Source organism: Chloroflexota bacterium, assembly GCA_018648225.1.
Lineage (GTDB): Bacteria > Chloroflexota > Anaerolineae > Anaerolineales > UBA11858 > NIOZ-UU35.
The window spans coordinates 1-4183 of record JABGRQ010000220.1 but is presented as its reverse complement, the minus strand read 5'-3'; the positions used below and the strand labels follow the sequence as shown (position 1 = coordinate 4183).

Annotated in this window: 5 protein-coding genes; all 5 read right to left on the bottom strand. The window is 54.1% G+C overall.

Going from position 1 to position 4183, the window contains the following annotated elements; all coding sequences use genetic code 11:
* On the bottom strand, positions 1 to 228 hold a 228-nt coding region (locus tag HN413_18315; GenBank protein ID MBT3392357.1), incomplete at its 3' end, for an Hpt domain-containing protein.
* A gap of 223 nt (positions 229 to 451) precedes the next feature.
* On the bottom strand, positions 452 to 1510 hold the full coding sequence (locus HN413_18310; GenBank protein MBT3392356.1) for an SIS domain-containing protein: 1059 nt from the start codon (positions 1508 to 1510) through the stop codon (positions 452 to 454).
* A gap of 9 nt (positions 1511 to 1519) precedes the next feature.
* The gene (rsmI, locus tag HN413_18305) at positions 1520 to 2353 is read right to left on the bottom strand and encodes a 16S rRNA (cytidine(1402)-2'-O)-methyltransferase (protein MBT3392355.1); all 834 of its coding nucleotides are present in this window, start codon (positions 2351 to 2353) and stop codon (positions 1520 to 1522) included.
* Positions 2354 to 2623: 270 nt separating this feature from the next.
* On the bottom strand, positions 2624 to 3781 hold the full coding sequence (locus HN413_18300; protein ID MBT3392354.1) for a glycosyltransferase: 1158 nt from the start codon (positions 3779 to 3781) through the stop codon (positions 2624 to 2626).
* Positions 3765 to 3974, bottom strand: coding sequence for a DUF951 domain-containing protein (locus tag HN413_18295; protein ID MBT3392353.1), 210 nt, complete (start codon positions 3972 to 3974; stop codon positions 3765 to 3767). The genes HN413_18300 and HN413_18295 overlap by 17 nt, the downstream gene beginning before the upstream one ends.
* Positions 3975 to 4183 lie beyond the last annotated feature (209 nt).

Sequence of the window (4183 nt, the reverse complement as noted above, 5' to 3'; positions counted from 1 at the left end):
TGCATAATTGGCAAATTCATAAGCGCCAAAGGTCTTGCAGTTCGATTTCATCGTGTGTGCCGCGCGAGTAAAAAGTTCCACATCATTACTCGTTAGCGCGTTTTTCAAATCCTGAACCAAGGCTGGGCCACTGACAAAGAAATCATCGATTAAATCAACAAAAAAAGCGGCGAATTCATCCCCTAAAACTTCACGATACTCTTCAATGGCAGCAGGATCAATAGCCATAACAATACTCCTCAAAGATTTCAGATTAGTTTGACAATGTCTCGTTCGCGAAAAGTTTCCGAAATTAGGGGGTGGAAGTGGTGCTGCGCACCACTTCCACCCCCTAACTTCGGGTTTCTTGTTTGTAATGTGGTATTGTCAAATTAGAATAGCGCAATTATACAGCATTCTCTCGACGCGAAAAGGGCAGTATGTGAACAGCAGAACAATTCAAAAAAAATACCTATGCTGCGCGTAAATAGGCTTTCATCCCCTCAATAGGCATTATCGGCGCAGGGTCTGCCTGATACGCCATCGCTAAATAATAAGCCACATATTCTCCAAATTGGAGCATTGTCCACATTTCAGCCAGAGGGTTATCGCCCTGTGCATTCACAAAATCGGTTCCCAGCCCCTCGAGCATAAAATACTCTTTGGTCACATCTACGCGTTTCTGATTGCGCGGGTGCATCGAACGCGCTCGCAAGAACAGCACCATCGTATGTGCCAGCGCGCCTTCGGGATGCATCACACCGGCCAAAGTCGTGTGATTGGCGGCGGGCAAAGCTTCAAATTGTGCCCAGGTTTTCGCCGACTTGTTGATCTGTTCTTTCCAGCGTCGCGCCACCGGCGCCAATATCCCCGCGCTAATCACGATCACCCAGCGCCCCACACACTGCCCAGCCAATCGCTTGGCCGGATTCTGCATCAGGGGCACAGTGGAGCCTAACTCGGTTTGCTGCACGCGCATGGCTTCCACGGCATCACGCAGATGCGCTTCGGATGCAGGCACCAACCCCAGGTGCTGAACCAACCCCAACAGGAGTCCGAAAGCGTACCCAATCGCAAGGCGCGGCTGCCCCTCATACGCATAGCGCCACGCAGTCACATCCGCCTGCTGTGCTTTTTCCACCAATGCGCCGCCGGTTGAAATCACGATCACCCGACAATCTTGCGCGAGCGCTCGCTCAAAAACCGAGAGCGTTTCTTCACTCTCGCCGGAATGCGAGAGCGCCACAACCAACGTTTCATGGCCCTGCGCCCAGGCGGGCAGATCATAATCACGCTGCACAACCACCGGCACAGGACTAACCGGCGCCACATACGCGGCCAACAGATCGGCAGCCAGAGCAGAACTACCCATCCCGGCTACCAGCACATGGCGGATGCCCTGCCAGTTAGGCAGCGGCAGGCTTTGCCCCAGGCTCCAGGCATCGAGCAATTGTGCTGGCAAACGATCAATTTCGGCGATCATATTTTGGGGGTCAAGCATAGAAAAAACTTTGGAATCATCCAGATTCATTGGATTTCCTTATGATTTGAACTCTCCGGTGATGAGTTGGTACACCTCCCGGCGCGGCCAGCCGGACTCGGCGGCAAGTTGGCGCGCAATTCGGGAGGGTTTCTTCCCCTCGGAGAGCGCGGCGGCAATGGCGGCGATCACCCGCGGCTCGTCCCACACCTCAGCGCTGGATTTTGCCCCGGCGATCACCAGGGTGATTTCGCCACGCGGTGCCTGCGCTTCGAAGCGTGCAATTGCCTCGCCAAACGTGCCACGGAAAATTTCTTCATACATTTTGGTCAACTCACGCGCCACAGCAATCTGACGCTCGCCCAGAACGGTTTGAAGATCGTGCAGTGCATCCAGCAGACGATGAGGGGTTTCGAGAAAAATTAACGTGTAAGGCTGTTCGGCTACATCGCTAATCGCCCGCCGCCGCGGCGATGCTTTGCGCGGCAAATACCCTAAATAGAGAAAAGCGTCGCTGGGCAAGCCCGATGCAATCAGGGCCGCCAGCGGCGCGCTGGGGCCGGGAATCGGGCTGACGGTGTGCCCCGCGCCAATGGCCGCCCGCACCAATGCATACCCAGGATCGTTGATACCCGGTGTGCCCGCGTCGGAACACAAGGCCACATCACCCTGTGCCAATGTGGCAAGAATCTGCTCAAGCTGGCCTGCTGAACTGTGTTCATGATAGCTGAGTAATGAACGTTGGGTTTCGATGCTGTAATGGGCGAGTAATTTGCGCGTTTGGCGGGTATCTTCGGCGACAATTAATACCACCTCGCCCAGCACGCGCAAGGCGCGATGAGTGATGTCGGCGAGATTTCCAATCGGCGTAGCTACGAGGTAGAGGGTACTCATCTAGGGTCACTTCAGCGGGTTATTGTTTACCAGAATATTTGCAAAAACAGGTTGCAGATTACCCAAATTGGACGGATTTGCACAGATAATTCTGTAAATCCGCGAGAATCTGCAATTATCAAGAGAAGCTTGAACAGCATAGCTAACTTGTCATTCCGAGCGAAGCGAGGAATCCCTGCGAAACGGCTTGATGTATCACCTGAGCAGGCTCCTATTCCCGTTTGGTTTCAGGGATTTCTCGCCTATGGCTCGAAATGACAAGCCAGAAAATTAGTTAAAATTGTAGGCGCGGTCTCTAAATTGCTCTAACGTTTTTACCAACACGCGGGCAATTTTACGCGCCGCATCAGGGCGCGCCATGCGCTTGCAGGCGGCTACCGCTGCGGCGTGCTGATCGGGATGCTCAAGCCAGTTTTTGAGTGTACGCACAATTTCTTCGGTGCGCGGCGCCCAAACCCCCGCGCCTTCTGTGACGACATAGGGGATATTGCCGCTTTCCTGTCCCGGCAAATGGCTGTACAAGATCATCGGCAGGCCCGCGTTGAGGGCTTCGCTAATCGTCCCTGGCCCGGCTTTGGTGACCAGCACATCGGCGGCGGCCATAAAATCGGGCATTTCGCGCACGAAGCCATATACAAATGTGGGCATGGAGAAATCGGTCGCTTCAAGCCTGGATTGGAGGGTTTTGTTGCGCCCGGTGATAATGACCAGCGCCAGGGATAATTTTGCTTTTGAAATTGCCAGAGCCGTCTCCCGGAGCGGACCCATCCCATCACCACCACCGACCAACACCACCACAGGCAAGTCTTGCGGCCAACCCAGGTTTGCGCGGACGGCGCGGGAATCCATAGCCGGGTTACAGAAACGCTCAGCTACAGGTAATCCAACGACTTTCACTTGCTCAGGTTTGAGATCGAGTTTCAGGGCGCGGCGGCGGGCAGCCTCGGTGGGCACCAGGCATAAATCGGCCTGGCGGTGATACCAGGTGGCGTGGGTAGTGACCAGATCGGTAACCACAGTGACAAAGGGCGGGCGTTCTGCCCCCAGGGCGCGCAGGACTGGCTCGTTCGCCAGTGAATGAACTGAAACAATCAAGTCACTGGGATGTTCTGCAATCAGGCGTCGAAAACTGCCCCGCACATAGGGCCAGGCTCCGGCAGAGAGCGCGCTGGCTCGCATGGGCCCATCACTGAGATGGTAGCCCAACTCCCAAACGCGCGGCGCTTTGACGATGCGCGGGTAAATTGCCGGGAGCATTTTCAACGGCGATGGGGCGTAGTCCTTGAAAATATCTACCATCTGGGTAGTATATTGATCGCCAAATTCCAGTTGCAAGGCTTCGATAATCGCTTCGCTGGCGCTACGATGGCCTCCCCCGGTATCTGAAAATAAAAACAGGATATGTGGTTTCTTAGCTGGATGATTCATTATTGTTTGCGCTGCTGGTAATATTTTTCAAACGCCGGGCTAACTGACGACGCGGGAGCATAACAAGCCGTTGGCAGCCCAAACATTGCAGGCGAATATCCGCGCCCAGTCGAGTTACCTTCCATTCGTAGCTGCCACAGGGGTGAGGTTTGCGCAAGCGCACAATATCGTTCAGATTCAAATCCGGTAGCATGGCGCGATTATAACATGCGGAAATTTGCGCTATACTTAACCCATCTCAGACAAACCCATAAAACCCCACCACGGAGACACAAAGGGCACAGAGAATCTACCGGAAAGTATCTAGAAATCATATCACTGCGAGCGCAGCGTGGCAGTCTCCCAGCAGGGTAGATTGCTTCACCCCTTCGGGGTTCGCAATGACACTATGGTAAAAGATAT

What these genes read in the sequence shown, in the direction of transcription:
- HN413_18295 (MBT3392353.1), bottom strand. Translation starts at nt 3,974, where the DNA reads ATGCTACCGGATTTGAATCTGAACGATATTGTGCGCTTGCGCAAACCT.
- rsmI (MBT3392355.1), bottom strand. Translation starts at nt 2,353, where the DNA reads ATGAGTACCCTCTACCTCGTAGCTACGCCGATTGGAAATCTCGCCGAC.
- HN413_18310 (MBT3392356.1), bottom strand. Translation starts at nt 1,510, where the DNA reads ATGAATCTGGATGATTCCAAAGTTTTTTCTATGCTTGACCCCCAAAAT.
- HN413_18300 (MBT3392354.1), bottom strand. Translation starts at nt 3,781, where the DNA reads ATGAATCATCCAGCTAAGAAACCACATATCCTGTTTTTATTTTCAGAT.